The sequence below is a fragment of the Salinisphaera sp. T5B8 genome (genome assembly GCF_040361255.1).
GTDB lineage: Bacteria > Pseudomonadota > Gammaproteobacteria > Nevskiales > Salinisphaeraceae > Salinisphaera.
This window is the reverse complement of record NZ_APNG01000040.1, coordinates 1-16846: the sequence shown is the minus strand read 5'-3', so window position 1 is coordinate 16846 and position 16846 is coordinate 1. Positions and strand designations below refer to the sequence as shown.

At 62.9% G+C, this 16846-nt stretch carries 15 protein-coding genes; 2 read left to right on the top strand and 13 right to left on the bottom strand.

Going from position 1 to position 16846, the window contains the following annotated elements; all coding sequences use genetic code 11:
• Positions 1-240: 240 nt before the first annotated feature.
• The 4 genes from T5B8_RS19675 to T5B8_RS19660 are packed head-to-tail and all read right to left on the bottom strand — an operon-like array spanning position 241 to position 3053.
• Positions 241-1323, bottom strand: coding sequence for a tyrosine-type recombinase/integrase (locus T5B8_RS19675; protein ID WP_353162736.1), 1083 nt, complete (start codon positions 1321-1323; stop codon positions 241-243).
• Complete coding sequence (locus T5B8_RS19670; protein ID WP_353162733.1) at positions 1316-2092, bottom strand: hypothetical protein; 777 nt, start codon at positions 2090-2092, stop codon at positions 1316-1318. The genes T5B8_RS19675 and T5B8_RS19670 overlap by 8 nt, the downstream gene beginning before the upstream one ends.
• A gap of 53 nt (positions 2093-2145) precedes the next feature.
• Complete coding sequence (locus T5B8_RS19665) at positions 2146-2628, bottom strand: RES family NAD+ phosphorylase (protein WP_353162730.1); 483 nt, start codon at positions 2626-2628, stop codon at positions 2146-2148.
• Positions 2625-3053 carry an Xre family toxin-antitoxin system antitoxin gene (locus tag T5B8_RS19660; protein ID WP_353162727.1) on the bottom strand — a complete coding sequence of 143 codons (429 nt, stop codon included), beginning with the start codon at positions 3051-3053 and terminating at the stop codon, positions 2625-2627. Before T5B8_RS19660 ends, T5B8_RS19665 begins: the two co-directional genes overlap by 4 nt.
• 183 nt (positions 3054-3236) lie before the next feature.
• On the opposite strand from T5B8_RS19660, the gene T5B8_RS19655 reads away from it, so the two are divergent.
• On the top strand, positions 3237-3512 hold the full coding sequence (locus tag T5B8_RS19655; RefSeq protein ID WP_353162724.1) for a hypothetical protein: 276 nt from the start codon (positions 3237-3239) through the stop codon (positions 3510-3512).
• 372 nt (positions 3513-3884) lie between these two features.
• Here T5B8_RS19655 and T5B8_RS19650 read toward each other — a convergent pair whose 3' ends face one another.
• The 8 genes from T5B8_RS19650 to T5B8_RS19615 form a co-directional block, all read right to left on the bottom strand.
• On the bottom strand, positions 3885-5831 hold the full coding sequence (locus T5B8_RS19650) for a c-type cytochrome (RefSeq protein ID WP_209064285.1): 1947 nt from the start codon (positions 5829-5831) through the stop codon (positions 3885-3887).
• Between the two features lie 17 nt (positions 5832-5848).
• Positions 5849-7159, bottom strand: coding sequence for a molybdopterin-dependent oxidoreductase (locus T5B8_RS19645; RefSeq protein WP_209064283.1), 1311 nt, complete (start codon positions 7157-7159; stop codon positions 5849-5851).
• A 155-nt stretch (positions 7160-7314) separates the two neighbouring features.
• Positions 7315-7668 (bottom strand): DUF202 domain-containing protein, encoded by a 354-nt coding sequence (locus T5B8_RS19640; RefSeq protein ID WP_209064282.1) that lies wholly within the window; start codon positions 7666-7668, stop codon positions 7315-7317.
• Entirely contained in the window at positions 7665-8042 is a 378-nt protein-coding gene (locus T5B8_RS19635) for a YidH family protein (RefSeq protein ID WP_209064280.1), read from the bottom strand. Before T5B8_RS19635 ends, T5B8_RS19640 begins: the two co-directional genes overlap by 4 nt.
• Positions 8039-9004 carry a molecular chaperone TorD family protein gene (locus T5B8_RS19630; RefSeq protein ID WP_353162716.1) on the bottom strand — a complete coding sequence of 322 codons (966 nt, stop codon included), beginning with the start codon at positions 9002-9004 and terminating at the stop codon, positions 8039-8041. The genes T5B8_RS19635 and T5B8_RS19630 overlap by 4 nt, the downstream gene beginning before the upstream one ends.
• On the bottom strand, positions 9001-11913 hold the full coding sequence (locus tag T5B8_RS19625) for a molybdopterin-dependent oxidoreductase (protein ID WP_209064276.1): 2913 nt from the start codon (positions 11911-11913) through the stop codon (positions 9001-9003). The genes T5B8_RS19630 and T5B8_RS19625 overlap by 4 nt, the downstream gene beginning before the upstream one ends.
• A gap of 18 nt (positions 11914-11931) precedes the next feature.
• A complete protein-coding gene (locus T5B8_RS19620; protein WP_209064274.1) occupies positions 11932-13485 on the bottom strand; it encodes a 4Fe-4S dicluster domain-containing protein in 1554 nt (517 codons plus the stop codon).
• Positions 13486-13669: 184 nt separating this feature from the next.
• Positions 13670-14821: a TDT family transporter gene (locus tag T5B8_RS19615; protein ID WP_353162712.1), complete on the bottom strand. Its 1152-nt coding sequence runs from the start codon at positions 14819-14821 to the stop codon at positions 13670-13672.
• A 115-nt stretch (positions 14822-14936) separates the two neighbouring features.
• On the opposite strand from T5B8_RS19615, the gene T5B8_RS19610 reads away from it, so the two are divergent.
• Positions 14937-15836: a LysR family transcriptional regulator gene (locus tag T5B8_RS19610; protein ID WP_209064270.1), complete on the top strand. Its 900-nt coding sequence runs from the start codon at positions 14937-14939 to the stop codon at positions 15834-15836.
• 393 nt (positions 15837-16229) lie between these two features.
• Here T5B8_RS19610 and T5B8_RS19605 read toward each other — a convergent pair.
• The coding region (locus T5B8_RS19605) for a transposase (protein WP_353180966.1) at positions 16230-16846 on the bottom strand (617 nt) is incomplete at its 5' end.

The following is a 16846-nucleotide window of genomic DNA, read 5'->3' as shown; positions in this document are numbered from 1 at the left end:
GCCGCCTCCTTCAATCGCTCATACACCAGAAATGAGCGTAGCTCCAAATAGGTAGATCATATTCTGATCAACAGCTCCAGAAAGTGACTTTGCAGACTCAAATAGTGGCGTGTAGAAATTCGAAAACGCCAACAATAGGGCCATCGTTATACCGTAGAGCGTAGTAGCTACCAGATATTCATCTATAAGTTCGCAGTCCTTTTGAAATTCCACGCTTTCTCCAGTTCACTAAGATATCTTCTAGGATCTAATTTTGTAATTTCTTCCGCGGCCGAGTTCATTCCGCCAAGCCGACCGATCAGCATGGTCGTAGATCCTCGACGTGATGGACTGGCTGGCGTGCCCCAACAACCACGACACGAACCGGATCGACGTGCCGGCATCCAGCAGCTGGGTCGCGGCCGTGTGCCGTAGCCAGTGCGTCGTCGCCTGTTCCATGTGACGACGCAGGCCCGTGTTCTCCAGCCGTTGAGCCGCGCGCTCGAAGAATGCCTTGAGTTCCTGGCTGACCGTACCGCGATACAGTGGGGTCTCCGAGGTGCCCCGTAGCGGCCAAACCAGAAACCCCTCCTCCTGATCCGGCGCCGGATAGTGCGGCAGACCCAAAGAGCGTCGGTAACGGACAAGGCCGTCTATAGCGTCGTGACGCAACGGCACGTCCATCTCAACGCCCCCCTTGCGCACAACACGCCACGTCCACTCCGATTGGCCCGCTTCCTGAGCGAGATAGACGCTGTTCATCGGCGCCTTGAGCGTCTCGCTGATCCGAGCACCTGTCGAGAGAAACCACACGAGGGTGAACCGGATTCGCTCATCGCGCGACGTGGTGCCCAGCGTCGCCGCCTCATCGAAAAGCACGCGCAGTTCCTCATTCGATAGGAATCGTTCGATGCGCACCCCGCCGGGTTGTTTCTTTCGCTTCGGGCGCAGCACGAGCACGTTCGCGTGTAGATAGCCGGCAGCTGAAAGCAGGCCCATCAACGAACCGAGCACGGAAAAAACCCCGTCGACAGCTGCTTTCTTTCGCGGCTTGCCGGTGGCGCGACCGGACAACAGGGCCTGTTCGTAGGCGCGTACATCCTCGATTGTGACTGTGTTGAGCGTTCGGCCGCGTTTCTGGATGTACTCGAGGAACCTGCGGGCTTCTCGCTGATAGCGATCGAACGTCGATTCGCTGTTCGAGGCCCGTGCATGAAGCCACGCTGCGATCGCCTGCTCATCGGTCTGGGCCTGGATGAGCTTTTCAGGCAGTTCGGCACCATTGACCTCGGCCGGAACGTACTCAGCTCGCACCAGGTCTCCGTACTGAACAGGATCACTCATCGGGGTCACCCTCATCTAAAGCGCGTCGCTGTGCTTCAGTGATCGCGGCGCGATACAGGCGCCCTGTCCGCCACTGACGCCAGTATCCCTCGAAGTCGAGCGTCCACTTGCCCGCGAACATCTCATCGGTCAGCCGCTTGCCGATGCGTTGTACGAGCTGGCTCCAGCTTGTGTCGCGCACGTTGCGTCGAAAGTAATCCACTTCGCGCCGGATATCAGCACCGTACAGCTCACGGGTATCGAACAGGTCGGCCATGGCCTCGCAACGCAGCAGAACCGTGTCCGGGTCGAACTGTTGGGCGATGATCGTCTGAAACGCCTGTTCGTTCTCGGCACGCTGGCGCTGTTCACGTTCTTTTCGTTCCCGCGACTCGCGCCGCGCCATGATGTCCTTGGCTGTCTCTGTCGCGCGCGCCAGTCTGCGAAGCGCGCCGGCGGCCGTGGCCATCGCCTCGCGTTCCTCATCCGAGAGGTATCGATACAACGGGTGATCAGCACGCAGCGTGGAGGCCACACGGCGAAACGCGGCTTGATCCTTACGTCGTTCATCGCTGGTCGCGAATATGCCGACGCGGGATCGCTTATCCGCCATGTCGCGGGCAATGGCATCGCCCGTGAGCTGTTCGCTCCGAGCTATCAGACGTGCGCCCTTGCAGAACGGCTCACGACAGCGCCAGTGGTAGTGGTCGGCCGAGGCATCCTCGAGCACCAGCGGTTCCTGGCACTCCGGGCACGCCGGTCGTGGATCGTGGGTGCTCGATTCACTCACGCGATCGGCCTCCGCGACGCCCCGCCAAGCTGAGCAGCTGCACCGGATAACGATCAAGCACTGAAAAGCCTGCGATCCCACCAGATCGGCGCCGGCAGCGTGTATTCGATCTGTGCGCACTCGGAATGCGCCGGGTTGATCAGGATGTTCGACTCGATCCGGGCCACGAACGACGGCACGATGAGGATCGCGCTTCGGCGCGCCTCTACCCAGTCGCGACCGAACTCGCGGGCGACCGTGGGCAATGCCGTGTCCCAACCGGGCAGTGCATCCTTGGTCACGATCTCGTAGGACAAGCCGGCCGGCAGCGTGATCTCGATGTAGTGCTGGTTCGGTGGCATGAGACCGTTCGCATGAACGAGCTTTTCAAGCATCGCCGTCGAGTAGTGCTCGCCGGCATAGATGACGGGAGTAGTCGTCGTGTTCCAGCGCCCCGGCGCGATAGTCGAACCGGTGCCGTCGAAGATGGGATAGCGTCCGTCTGGGTCGCCGATTCGATACGCATACAGCGTTCGATCGAGTCGCTGGCCGCTCACAAGGCGCTACCATGCTCCAGACGTCCCAGCAGATCCTCGACGGCTTCCAGACCGGCGCTGTTCTGCATCGCGACTGTCATCGGTGCCTGGTCGTCGAGCAGCGGGTGTTTACGCTCGAGGAAGGCTCGGGCGGTTTCATCGTCCTGGTAGACACGAACCGCGGCCGTCCAGGCACGCGCGACGCGATGCGCCTTCTCGCTGTCGTGAGGATTGAGAGGTTGCCGCAGTTTGCGCCTGCGCTGAAGCGTGGGCCGCGCGACGATGCGATGCACGAAGGCCTTGTCTCCCGGCGCGACCGCGCGTTGTAGGTGCATGAGCGTATTGACCGGGAACCCGCGCTGGATGCGCTCAGCCATGAGCAGCACGGATGAGCGTTCGGAGTGTTCGAATCCGAGGACGCGTTCAACGGCAGTGATGTCTTCCATAGAAAGGCTCCAAACGCGATGCGTTCACATGAGCCTATATTATCGCTCGCACGAGCGCACGGCTACCGGGTGCTTGCGGTGCGTCGTGTCCCTCGGCCGCCGGATATACCCCTAGCGTTGACTCAGGCAGGCAGAACAAGCGGAATAGATGTGTTCACGTCCAATCGAGCAAGGGCTGGGTTCATGCAAGAGAGCGAAGATCTTCGGCACTTCCTGGGCGTTCCGGCGGACCTTGGGCCCCGCTTGAGTGATGAAGAACTGCGAGCGATCTATCAGGCAGCTTTGTCGCGTTTGGACAGCAAGCTAGGCGCACGCAGGCCCAGCAGCGCGCTACTCGAGGAGTATGTGGGCGATGACAGGGATATCGCGATCGTGAAGTTGGTCGAGCATCTGTTCGCCACAGAGCCCAATCCGCTACCGGAGTGGCTTCAGTCGCCAGAGAATAGCGGCGCTCAGTGAAGCCGTATCGGTTGTAACTCGTCGGTTTCCAGCCTATTCACCCATACTTGGATCGCTCGATGGTCGGCGACGCGAGCCGCATCGACTTTGAATCGATGGCAGCAAGGCAAGAATTAGATACGGCCGAAAGCGACCCAAAGCGGACATTTACTATCGACTACCAGGGTCAATAAGCGCACTTGACCTTCTTTGTAAAAACGCTGCTCTATATCTTCAATTTTCTATATCGACGATCGTGAATAGGATGCTACCACCACCGAGCACTTCAAAGTTTTCCACTAAGCTACCGTCGAGGCCGGTACTTCAAGAACATACCGGCATTTCCTTCGCACGCGCTATACAGACTCAATTAACTAATATCGGTTGGCCGTTTCATGAATTGCCAGCAACCGCGAGCCAAAATGGAAACTCGCCGTCGGTCCCGATATCCCTCACGACACTGTGTTTCGCAAGATCAATGACCGCTACCTTGTTTTCGCCGGTAACGCCGACATAAAGCCAACGTCCGTCGGCGCTCGCGCGCACGCCATGTGGGCCTTGACCGACGTCGATAGTTGCAACCTTTTCGTAAGTCTGGGCATTGATAAGAACGACGCTACGGCCGCCGATAGCATCGGTGGCCACTAGACGACCACCGGGCACGACATCGATACCGCCGTGGCTTGGGCCGATATCGATCCGTGCCAGCACTTCGGCACTAGCGATGTTGACTACCGCCACATGCCCGATGAAGTCGCGTACCCAAAGGCGCTTGCCGTCGGCCGACAAATCAAGATTATGCGGCTGAGCCATGCCGGCGACCGGTATCTCACCGGTCTTTTGCAGGCTCTCCATGTCGATCGTGGCAATCGCGCCGCCACCTTGTAACGTGACGTATGCCGTCGAGCCATCGGCGGAGAATTTTGCATTGTGTGGTGTTTTTCCGACCTTGATCTTTTTGATCAACTTTCCGGCTTTGAGATCAAATACCGCAGCGATCCCGGCGCCTGGAACGATAGCGAGGCCACGCGTTCCGTCAGGCGAAATTTTAACGCCCTGAGTCGGCTGACCAAGGTCGAAAGTCACTCGCTTACGGCCAGTCGCAGTATCCAGAAGATAAACCGCACCGGTATCTATATTGCCGACCAGCAACTCGCGGCCATTCGGGCCAATGGCATCGTAATGTGCGCTGCCTATATCCGACCATCGCCTGTCTGTCCCCAAACCCTGGACCGCGCTGCTGTTTTGCAACGTCGCGTACACCGGCTCGGGCACGGCCGTGGTAAGCGAGACTTGCGCCTGTGAAGGCTTGCTTGGCGCCTGCTTGTGAGACGTTGTCGATTCAGCGCTACCGGCGCCATCCAACCCAAGCTCGCTGCGCGCGTTGTGTACATCCTTTCCAGAGAGCTTTGTCTTGCGTGCCGTGGCGATCTCGGCGGCGTCATAAGCCTTGAATCCGGACGGCAGTGACTCGTTATTGTCCCAGGCCGTCAACACATAGTTAAGCACCTTCGCGATGTCGGCATCGTCGAGCGCAGCACCCCAAGCCGGCATCTGTCCGTTGTAGGTCTTGCCCTCGATCGTGATCCGCCCGTTCAGCCCGAACAGCAGCACATGGGCCAGGTAGTCGCGTCCGCCGTCGGCCGCCAGCAGCGCGGGCGTGTGTCCGGCCTGGGGCGGAAAGGCACCCGGAATACCGGCGCCGTTGGCCTGGTGGCAGGCCGCGCAGTTCTGCGCGTAGATCTTGGCGCCCTGCGAGTCGCTGTCAGCCGGGGCCACGGCCGCATCTGCCGCATTTGTCTTCGATTTGTCGGCGCCATTGGGCTTGGAGTCGCCGGCCGAATCACCACCTTGCGTGTCGTCGCTATAGGTGTTGTTGCCGATCGTCTCCGGCGTGTAGTGCGCCTGCAGATAATCGATGATCTCGGGCCCCGCCTCGCTCGGGATATATTGCTTGGCGCCGAAGGTGTTGAGCATTTTGTGCACCGTTTCGGCCCATTTTTCACTCGGTAACGGCGGCTGCATGCTGATATAGGTGGTGTTGTGGCACACCGAGCAGTAGGCCTGGACCTTCTGCTTGCCTGCCCCGTCGGCGAGCGCCGGCACATAGGTTGGCCAGGCGCCGTTGATGCCGTAGCTGGAGCCGGTATCGAAGCCTTGCGGCTGCGGCTGGTCGACCTCGCCAAGACGGCCGGTCTCGTACTGGCCCTCGCTGACATAGTCCGGCGCGTTGAGATTGGCACCGGCTTCATCGGATTCGTAGGCCCAGGCGGCCGAGGCAAGCCCGACCAGCGCTACAGCCAGTCCCAGGCCCGCGAAGAAATCGCGTTTTGTCATCATGATGTTTCTCCCCTTGTTTAAACGGCCGGTCCGACGGTCAGCGTCTGGGTTTCGATCTTGTTCCAGAGATAACCGCCGGGATTCCACAACCCGTGATCCGGCTGCACATGGCCGGCGGCGTCGGTCGCGCGCACGGCGAGCTCGTATTCGCCGGGCTTGTCGGGCGTGAATACGGCATGCCACTCGCGGAAGCTGTAGGGGCCGTGGTCCGTGCCGAGTGTGGCGGCCTGCCAGTGCTTGCCGCCGTCGGTGGAAAACTCCACTTGGGTGACCGGCCCGGTGCCGGAAAACGCCACGCCGCGTGCGGTCACTGGCAGGCCGGCCACGGCCTTGGTGGCGCCGTCGGGTGTGGCGATAAACGAACGCACCGGCAGCTCAGCCACGCCGATCGGCACCATGTTGACCTCGCCCTTGGCCACCGCCTCCGGCGTGGTCGCGCCATCTTCGGTATCCGGAATCTTGTAGGCCTTGGCCATCCAGAAATTGGTGTCCTCGTGGTCGAGCACACGGATCCAGGTCACGTGCTTGACCCAGTAGGTGGCGAACTTGCCGGGAAACACCATGCGCACCGGAAAGCCGTTGAGCATGGGCAGCGGCGCGTCGTTCATGGCATAGGCCACGATCGCCTTGTCCAACACCGGATCATCGATATTCCAGGACTTCAAAAAGGCATGCGAGCCGTAGCCGGCCGGGCCCTTGCCGAAATCCAGCCCCTGGAACTGGATCTGTACTGCTTTGTCGGTGATGCCGGCGGCGTCCAACAGATCGCGCAGACGCACACCGGTCCATTTGGCGTTGGCCATGGCGCCGTTGCCCCATTGGCCACCGCCCACGCGCGGCGTGAAATAGCTGCGACTGTTGCCCGAGCACTGCAGCACGGCCGCCACGTCGTGCGGCTCGTATTGGCCGAGCAGATCCGCGAGCGACAGCGACATGGACTTGTCGACCTGGCCGGAAATCTCCAGCCGCCATTTGGCGAGATCCACATGATTGGGTTCGCCCGGCAGGTGATAACGCACGAACATAGCGTCGTTGGGCGTAAACGCCCGGTCGAAATAGGCACGCGGGGTCTCGATCTGCACCGGCCGGTCGGTCAGCCGCAGCAGCGGGCGCTTCTGCGGATAAGCCACGTAGGGGCCGATCGAATTCCAGTGCGGGTTCGCCTGCGGGCCGATATAGGCCGGCATGGCTTCGCCGGTCTGGCTCGACACGGCCGCCGAAGCGCGACCCGGTCCCAGCCCGATGGCTGCAGCGCCGAGCACGCCCCAACCCGCGCCACGCAATAGCGCACGGCGCTGCAAGTCGGTTGTATTGTGATCGTCTTTCATGATTTTCCTCCCTTTTATATTGCTCGTAGCCTTGCCGGCTTCTGTTTGCGCCGACGGCACATCCGCGTCCCAATGAAGCCGCCTACGTTCCACGCCGGTTCGCTGCGTTACCAGCGTCGATGTCCGGTTCTTGTCATCGCCAATCCATATTCTCACTAACACAAAAGCGCGATCAGGCTGGCACCCACGAGGAGTACGGCGCCCGCAGCGAGCAGGGCCACTTCGACCGACGCCGCCAAGGCGCTAGGCAACGGCCGCGCACCGAGCGCGCGTTTTCGGCACCAGCCGATCGCCAGTGTCAGCAGGGCGAGCACCAGCGCGATCGCGCCGGCGATCAATTGCAGCGTGCTGGGATGCGTTGTGTCCTGGCGCAGCATCAGCAGGCCACCATTCGCCAGGACAGCCAGCCCCGTGCGCACCCAAGACAGGTCGGTCCGTTCGGCTTGCAGACCGGCCCGGTCGGCGATGGACGAACCCTCCGAACCCCCGGCGTGCTGCGGCGCGCTCATTGTTTCGTGGCCACCACGGCAATCATGAGCCCGAGTACGATCAGCCCGACCAGAATCACGGCCCCAGCCAGCAGCCAGGGCATCAGGGTCGAAGGCAGCGGTGCATCCCGGCGCATGGCATTCTGGGCCGCCCGCCAGCGCAGTGCGCTGCCAGCGATCACGCCCACGCTGATGATGCCGAGCAAACCGCCGAGGGCCTCGCGCGTCCAGTCGAACGCGAAGCTGGGCACCAGATGCACCACCGCGACCGCGCCGGCCAGCAGCGCCAGCGCAGTGCGAATCCAGGCCAGAAAGGTGCGCTCGTTGGCCAGGGTGAAGCGGTAATCCGGCTCGTGTTCTTGCGTATCCCGCTTTCCGGACTCGGATTCACTCATGACATCAATTCCTCATGGCCGGGCGTTGACGCTTCATTGGAGGCGTTTCCGTGCCCGCGCGTGTTTCGGTGCGCGGCGCGCGGGCCGAGACGACGATCGCCGGCCGCGGACAGGCGCTCTTCCGCGGCAAAGGCCCGTTCGACCCAGAAACGCGCCGTCTCGCCCAAGGTTTCGACGTCGACGGCCCGCGCGTCGGCCTGACGCGCCGCTTCGTCAGCCAGCCAGGCTTCAGTGGCCGGCGTATCGGCGCGGAACAGGGTCTCGAGCAAAAACGCCCGCCCGCCGACCGGCAAGGCGATGCCAAGCTCGGCACCGGCCGTGGCCAGATCCGCGCGGGTGAGTACGACGCCGGTGGTCACGGGCACGAGCAGCGCACGCGCGACATCGGCGTGGGTGGCGTCGTCTGCGGGCGGTTGCCATCCGGGCGCCGCCCGCAGGTGCAGCGCCAGCGCCGTAGGTGCAGGCAGATTCACGGCCTCGGCGCCCAGAGCGGCCTGGAACAGCCCGGCCCAGCCATCGTAGGGCGCCGGCGCGCTGCGGATCAGTGCATCGGCGAATACGCCGGCCCAGGGGGCGATGTGTTCCCAAAATAGGGCCACTCGGGCATGCGCGGCTTGGGCATCGTCGGCGGCCAGTGCCACGAGATCGGCATAGTCGGCCAGCACGTCGGCGATGGCATCCGAGGCATCGGCGTCGACCTCGGCTCCGAGCAGGCGCCGGAAATCGGCCACACGGGCAGCGGCCTCGCCGCCGATCTGGCCGGTCTCGCCGACATAGACCGACACATAAGGCGCGCACTGGGTGACAAACGCCTCGGCGTGGGCCGCCTGCAGGGCCTCGAGCGCCTCGGGTGCGGCCAGGCCGAGTGCGTCGAACAGCCCGATATGTTCGCGGGTCGGCGTATCCATCGCACGGGCCAGCAGCCGCCAGAGATCGGCCGAGGGCGCACTCAAGGGATTCATGCCGACCCCTCGGGCAGCTTGTAGGCATCCCCGCGAGGCTTCATCGGGCGCAGCATCCAGCGCGGGCGACGGTTGCCGTCCGGCGATACCGTGACCACCGGCCGCGTACGCCCCATCCACTCGTAGAAGACATCGGTGGATTTCGACCGATCGACATGGACCTGGCCGGGCTGGTCGCCGCTTTCTGCCTTCGTCACGCGCACGCCCTGGTGCCAGCAGTGCTGGCCGGAGATCGGATCCGGATGCACGCCGAAGGTCAGGTTCTGGTGTACGCCCACGGCCGTCCACCAGACCCGGGCGGCATCCTGGCCTTCCTGCGGCGCCATGGGCGAGTGATCGGCCACGGGTGTGAGCGTCCAATCGTCGCCGGCGCGGGCGATATCGGTTTCCATGGTGCGCTGTTCACGATTGCCGCCGGGCGTGAACTGCCAGCGCCCCATGTGATGACTACAGGCGATCACGCCGGGGCGGATACCGGGCGTGATCCACGCCTGGCCGACGAAATAGCCCAAATCGGCGTGCACCCGGATGAGATCCCCGTCGGCCACGTCCAAGCGCTTGCCGTCGTCCGGGTTCATCCAGACGGGATTGTTGTGGGCCAGCTCGTCCAGCCACTTCGAGTTCGCCCCGCGGGTATGGATCTGGGTGGGCAGGCGGAACGTCGGCACCAGCGGCATCTGGTCGGACGCCAGGTTGTCGGCGTGGATATGACTCTTGATATAGGCGGGCAGCGCATATTCCGGCCAGCCCCAGGCGGCCAGTGTGGCCGAATAGAACTCCAGCCGCCCGCTCGGCGTGGGGAAACCGCGCCGTACCGCGCCGTCGATCTCTACGCCGACCGGCAAACGCCCTTTGGCGTCGGCTTCCGGCGTCGGGCCGTCGCCATAATCGACCGCCGCCGTGGTAAAGACGCGCCCGCGTCCATCGGTGTATGCCTCGCCCAGCGCGTCGCCTACGATTTCGTCTTCATAGTGCTGATCCGGGCCCAGGCCGACCTGGAAATTGCCATAGCGACGCATATAGGCCAACGGCGACAGCCCCTCGGCCTCGGCGGCCTCGGGCAGGCCCGGCACCGAGTTTTCGAAGATCCAGGCGTAGTATTCGTCCTGGGTCATCGGCCGGTCGGGGTCGGTCTTGGAGACGACGTGCTGGCGGATGCCCAGGCTACCGTCGTGGTCGATTCGCCAGGTGAGATCGAACCAGAATTCGTTTTCTTCCCAGACTTCGCCGGGATTGGTCTCGCGCGTGTCGGTGATGGTCTCGCCAAGCCGCACGCGGGCCGCTCTCGCCACCGGCTGGCGGAACGAGATCCAGCGGCCGTCGTGGGTTTCCATCGACACCAGATCATGGCGCTCGGAGGCATGACCCATCGGCAACACCAGATCGGCGAAGTGGGCGGTCTCGTTCCAGGTGGGGGTGAGGGCGGCGTGCAGGCCCACCTTGGACTCGTCCGACAGCGCCTCGACCCAGTCAAAGCCGCCCGGGTTGGTCCAGACCGGGTTATAAACGCGGGTGAAATAAGTATCGAGCTTGCCGCGGCCCTGTTTCAGGAAATGCGGCAACAGGAACGACATCTCGTTGACCGATAACGGGAAATCGCCCGGGAAGATGAGATCGTTCCACCAGTCCGGATGTTCGGTGTCCATCGGGTTTTTGGGCACGAACTTGTTCCAGGCGTTCGGCGCCATGCCGCCCTCGGTGGCCACCGCACCCATCAGCGCATTGAGCAGGAACAAGGTGCGTGGCACCTGCCAGCCGCCGAGATTGCCGGCCGCAGCCGAACGCCAGTTCTGGGTACAGAGCTTGGTGCCGGCGCCGGCCACCGTCTCGGCCACCGCCACCAACTGGCGGACATCGATACGTGCCTCGGCGGCGGCATACTCGAAGGTGTATTCGGCGTAGGTTTCCGCCAGCCGCGCCTCGAACGCTTCAAAGGTGTCGGGATCATCGGGATATCGCGCCGCCATGAACTCGCGCCAGTTCCACCAGCGGGCGACGAAATCCCGGTTGTAGGTTCGGGTTTCGATCAGATGCCGGGCGATCGACAGGAAGATCGCGGCCTCGCTGCCCGGATACGGCGAGACCCAGTGATCGGCATGCGTGGTCGAATTGGACATCCGCACATCGACCACGATGAGCCGCGCGCCGCGCTTCTTGGCCTCGATGATGCGCTGGGCATGCGGGTTGAAATAATGGCCGGATTCCAGATGCGCGCTGGTCAGAAGGATGACTTCGGCATTGGCGAAGTCGTTGGACGGCCGATCAAACCCCATCCAGTACTGATGCCCCGTGCGCCCGGCCGCCGAGCAGATATTGGTATGGGTGTTGATGCTATCCATGCCCCAGGCCTGGAAAATGGACTCGGTGAATCCATCCTCGCCCTCGCGGCCGACGTGATACATCACCTCCTGCTTGCGATCCTCGACGATCGCCGCACGGATGCGCGTAGCCAGCTGGTCGAGTGCCTCGTCCCAGGATATGCGCTTCCAGCGCCCTTCCCCGCGCTCGCCCACGCGCTGCATGGGGTAGAGGATGCGGTCCGGGTCGGTGATCTGGTTGAGCGTGGCTGGCCCCTTGGCACAGTTGCGCCCACGAGAGGCAGCATGTTCGGGGTTGCCCTCGAACTTGCGGACTTCCATCGTCTCTCGATCCACGTAGGCCAGCAGGCCACACGAGGACTGGCAGTTGAAGCAGGTGGTCGGCACGAGCATATAGTGCTTCTCGCGGCGCTTGCCTGTGCCCTTGACGGGCTCGAGCGCGATCCAGTCGTCCCAGTGTTCCTTGGGCGGGAAACCGGCCAGGTTGATCCGGCTCGGTCCCTGATAGAACGTCTCGCCGCGGGCCTCCGTATCAGCCCGAAAGGCCGCAATACGCTTGTTGAGCGTCTTGATGAGATGGCTTGGTTTCATCGTCTTTACTCCGAACAATCAGGCCAGCGGCACGGCCTGGCCGCCCTGGACGAAAGCATGCTCATAGGCCAGCGGACCGAGGAATGCGAAGGCACAGACCCAGACGCCCAGCCAAGGCGCGGCCAGGCCGATCACCGACAGCGCCACGCCGGCAGCGAAAAACCGTGAAAAGCGCCCGCGCGTCATCTCGTAGTGGGCCACTCGAGCATGTTCGCTGGGCGATGGCGAGGCGAAATCGCTGGCCACGAACGCGAGATGCAGCAGTGTGGCGCCGGCTGTCCACCAGCAGGCAAAATCCACGGCCGCCTCATTGGCGAAGATCATGGCAAACGGCACCGCGATCGCCGAGCCGGCGGCCATCGCCTGGGTGAGCAGGTGCGGGGCCAGCATCGGGTTCTGCCATAGATCGCGGGCCTTGGCTTGGCCGAACAGCCAGGCGGTATAGATCGAGCTGGCCACGGCCAACGGCGCGCCGATGAGGCCGAGCCAAGCAGTTACGGTATTGAAACCCAAGATGCTCAGCACGAAATGGACAGCCAGCAGCGTGCTGTAGGCCACGAGAATCACCCCGCCCTTCACCAGCCAGCTGTTCCATTGCGGGCGCCAGAAGATCAGCCAGAACCGGAACGGATGGGACAGATCGGCCACAAGCAGCAGACAGGTCACGGCCACGAAGAAGCCGCCGCCAATGGGTGCGACCCAGCGCCAGAGCGGGTTACTCGGCTCGATCAGCCCGGTCGCTACCAGCATCAGTGCCAGCAGATAAATTCCGCTGCCGACGTTCTTGGTCCAGGTATAAGCCGAGACGCGCCAGTCCCAGGGTCGCTTGTGCGGCTGGTCGTAGGATAGCTTGGCCGCGGCCGAGGAATTGCCACCGAGGGGGTTACCCGCGGGCACCGTGCCGTCGTTAAACGCACCCGAATTCTGCGGCGCCTGCGCCCAGGCATAGTTCGGCCCATCGGGACGAGCCGCGGCGAGTGGGTCGAGGGTGGCCTGATGCGCGCCCTTGTAGAACATCTTGGGCTGGGTGCCTTTTTCCGGCTTACGTACGGATACCGGATCCCGGTTGACCATCTGGGCGACGCGGGATTCCGGGTCGTTCAAGTCCCCGACCATGATCGACTGGGTCGGGCAGACCGACACACAGGCCGGCTCCAGCCCGGAGTCGATCCGGTGCGAGCAGAAGTTGCACTTCTCGGCCGAGTTGTCTTCCGGGTTGATGAAGATCGCGTCATACGGACAGGCCGCGATACAGGCCTTGCAGCCGATGCAGATGTCCTTGTTGAAATCCACGATGCCGTCGGGGCGAGTGTGCATGGCGCCGGTCGGACAGGCATCCGTGCAGGGCGAATCCACACACTGGTTGCAACGCGTGACCTGGAAGGCCCGGCGCGCATCGGGATGCTCGCCGACGTCGACCGACTTCACATAGGTCCGCGAGACACCCAGCGGCACCTCGTTCTCGGCCTTGCAGGCCGTGGTGCAGGCATGACAGCCGATACAGGTGGTTTGGTCGAGCACCTTGGCCCAGCGGGGCATGGGACGTTCGGTATCGGAATTTTCGTTCAGCATAGGCTTTCTCGACGATCAGATCGCGCAGGCGATGCCTGATTGTTCTTGTATTGAGAGAGCGGAAAAGAGCGGGCCGCGGGCGCCGCGCCGTGCCGGCACCCGGGAAACGCCGGCCGAAAACTGAAGTCATAGCCGCGCTCATGCGCCGCCGTGTACGGCACAGCACGTGCGTGGCGCACAGGCATCACCGCGCGGCCTCAGGCGCGTCCGGATCGTGCAGCCCGGTTTCGTTTGACAGGCACGGCGCCTGGAAGAGATAGCCGTGATAGATGCCGGGCACGGTGCGGGCGGTCACCAGCAGCCAGAAACCGGCGAGCAGGATCACGAACAGCCCGCCCAACACCTCGTAGAACGCAATGCCGGTCAGCTCGGCGAGCTTGAGCGTGGCGACCGAATACACGCCCAGCGGAAAGGTGAACCCCCACCAGCCCATGTTGAACGGCAGTCCCATGGGCAGCTGCACGAGCGTGGTGAGCATGGCCACGACCAGCCACCACAGCCCGTAGCCCCAGAGAATGACGCCGCCGATGATGCCGAAACCGTAGGCGGCATCGGCAATGGCGGGTTGCGAGAGCACTTCGGGCGCGGCGCTGCCGAGTGTGAGCAGACCGAGGGTGCCGGTGCCCAGTGGCCCGAGCGACAGCCAGCTCGAGACGGCCATGTCCTTGCCCGGCAGCTTGTGCAGGACCATGCGCAGAAACAGGATGACCAGAATACCCATCGCCGGAAGGACCGACGTCGCCCACAGCGCATAGCTGAAAAAGATCATGGCGCGCGCTTCATCCGTGGCGCCGAGATGCGGCGCCACCAGCCCGCCCGAGCCGGCCGTGACCTCCGCGGCCACAATGGGCAGCAGCCACACCGCCGTCATATTCTCGAGCGCGTGTTCCTGGCGCGTGAACATCAAAAGCGGCACGAACCAGGCACAGGCCAGCGCCATGAAGGCGTCGAGCCACCACAGATCAGCCGCGATACGCACCGCCGTATCGCCCCAGTGATTGATGCCGAATACTAGAAATCCGTTGACCAGCGTAATCAGACCCATCGGGATGGCGCCGAAGAACATGCAGGCCACGCCGTGGTTAAGAATACGAACCGCGCTATCGAAAAAGAAAATCCACCGCGCGGCGTAAAGCAGCGTGCACAGCACGAACAGGCCGATATTGAAAAACCACAGGCCCTCGGCGAGCGCCGCGAGCCCCGGTATCGCCCACGGAAACGCGGCCAGCGCCAAAGCGAGAATCCCGGTGCCCATCGTGGCGGTGAACCAGTTCGGCGTGAAATGACGGATCAGTTCACGCGGGTGGCTGAGGTGCGTCAGAGGCGCGGTCGACATGGTGAAAACAGACCGTGTGATTCGGTCGATCGTTAGATTTCTAGGCTCTACCTTGATCCGGCGCCCAATGCATTACAATCAAACCTTGCTTGTATGACACTTAGGAATGACTTAAGTGAAGTTCACCCTCCGACAGCTCCACGTCTTCGCCGTCATGATGGAAACTGGCCAGGTCAGGCGTACGGCCGAGCGGGTGCATCTCAGTGAAGCCGCGGTCAGCCAGACGCTACGCGAGCTCGCCGACGGACTGAACACTCCCCTGTTCGAGCGTCGCGGCCGCTGGCTCGAACCCACGGCCGACGCGCGTCGGCTACGCGGCTTCATCGAAAACCCGTTGGCACAGCTCGACGCGCTGCCCGATCGCTTGCAGGTGCGATCGGACGATCTGGTGGGCAAGGTACGCGTTGCCGCCTCAACCACGCTCGCCCGCTATCTGCTGCCATCGATTCTGGCTGATCTGCGCGCCGCGCATCCGCGCCTCGGGGTGCATATGCGCTCGGGCAACAGCGTGGAGGCCGAGCGCCGGGTGGCCGCCGGCGAAGCCGACGTCGGCTTCATCGAAGGCCCGCCGACACGCGACGATATCGATGCCGAACACTGGCAGACCGACCACGTCCAGATCATTGCCCCGGCGAACTGGAATCTCGACAGCGTCTCACTCGCCGAACTCACACAGCGGCCGTGGATCGGCCGTGAGCGCGGCTCGGGCACGCGTGCGGTCTTCGAGCACGGCATAGCCATGGCAGGCCACGCCCCGCCGCACCCCGAATTCGTCATGGACGAGCCCGAAGGCCTGCTGCGCGCCGTGGCCGCGGGCGCAGGCCTGGCCTATGTAACCTCGCTCGCAACACAGCCCGCCATCACACGCGGCGATATCCAGGCGGTGCCGCTGAGCACGCTGGAACTAACGCGTCCGCTATGGCGTATCCACAGCAACGAGCGCAGCCGCTCGCATTTCATCGACGCGTTCGAACAGACACTTGACGCTCAAGCACTTCAAGCCAGGCCAACGTAGACGACAAAAAACATCTCGCTTCAAGTGCTTAGTCGGCGATCCTGCTTACCACCTTCAATTCGATATTTAAGAACCAAAGCCAAACTAGACTGGAAGTGGACAAAATGGTTCGAGCAGCCCTAGCTGGCACGGTCCCGTTAAATTGAATAATGCAAGCGCAAACCGTCGCTCTCCCTAGATACAAAAGAGTAACCGATAAGTCCGCTTTTGGCCCAGGCTGTGTGAAAACGCGTGAGTTAGCGTACTTTTCCCCATCAGCTGTCTATGTCAGGCGCTAAGGGCTCCGCGTGGCGGCCACGGTTCAGAGTGATCGCAACGCAGGCCTGTGACTTCATCATGCCCGGAGGCGCCTCAGGCCGCTTCGAAGGCGCCGTTTAAAGGGAACGAGCACGCTCAGGCAGCCATTGCCCGCATCAACGGCCCGATCCCGACGATTCGCATCACGCGTTTCAGATTGTAGGCCAGCACATGCAGACTCATTTCCGTTCGCACATGCGCGAGCGTGCGCATCAGGAAGTGTGTTGAGCCCATCCAGTACTTGAGCGTGCCGAAGGGATGCTCGACCGTCTGTCGCCGTATCCGCATCAGATTCGGATCCTGATCCAGGCGTTGCTGCATGGTTTCGAGCACTGACTCGTGCTCCCATCGCTTGACGCGGCGTTGCGCCGCCGACGTGCACTGCGCCTTGATCGCACACGTCTCGCAGGCTGAGCTCCAGTAGCAATGGAGCGTCTGGCCTTTCTCCACCGTGGTAAAGCGCCAGACCAAGGTCTGATTGGCCGGGCAACGATAGGTGTCGCTATCGGGTTCGTAGATGAAGTCGCGCTTACCGAACCGGCCTTGGGCCTGGCTGTTAGAGGTCTGCGGCTTGGGCACGTGAACCTGGATGCCGGCCCTCTCGCAGGCCACGATCTGTTCGCCGTTGAAGTAACCGCGGTCGGCGACTGCGGCCAGGGTATCAGTCTGCATGACTGAGCGGGCTCGATCCGCCATCGGCTGCAGCTGCGAGC